General features: G+C 40.8%; 1 protein-coding gene. It reads right to left on the bottom strand.

All coding sequences use genetic code 11. The annotated features are described in order from the left end of the window. Positions 1-424, bottom strand: a 424-nt coding sequence (locus KSZ58_RS22390) for a phage holin family protein (protein WP_217752962.1), incomplete at its 3' end; no start/stop codon positions are given. Positions 425-561: the final 137 nt, after the last annotated feature.

Below are 561 nucleotides of genomic sequence, written 5' to 3'. Positions count from 1 at the left end.
GTTTGTCGGCAACAGCTAAGCCGTTGCTCAAAATTTTTGGTACGTTGAATCCAGCTTCAACAAAGTTTTCACAGATGGAACGTGCTTCATTCACAATCAAACTGGCCAGCACGAACCATCCAAGCAGCGTAGTAATCTGTAAGTCTACACTGATAATCTCACCGATTTCGATTAAGCCTGCCGCAATCATGAATGCAAACGTAATCATGATCCAGTATCCAATCTTTTTAAGTACTCCTTGCCAACCCTTTACTGAATTTTCTTTTTTCATGATTCTTGACTTCATCCAGCCTGTTACCCAGTCTGCAATATTGAGTAATAGAAATAATGCGAATAAATACCAATGCTCTCCAAATACCATACTCAGTACGGCGATTACAGCGCCGACAAAGGCATTATAGTTGTCTGTTAAAGTCTGTGTCATATGTTTCATAACCTCATCTCTTTCCGCCATTCTTGGCAATATGTAGGGCGTTTTACCCTCTTATACTACTTCGTTAATTCTTCGTGACCTATCTCAACCAGAATTTTTTTCACTCCGGCTTCTAGCGCTTTGGGGAC

Origin of the sequence: Erysipelatoclostridium sp. DFI.2.3, from assembly GCF_019132535.1 — a bacterium.
Classification (GTDB): Bacteria; Bacillota_I; Bacilli_A; order Erysipelotrichales; family Erysipelotrichaceae; genus Clostridium_AQ; species Clostridium_AQ innocuum.
Note: the sequence above shows the minus strand (reverse complement) of the source record. Positions and strands in the feature narration are given on the sequence as shown.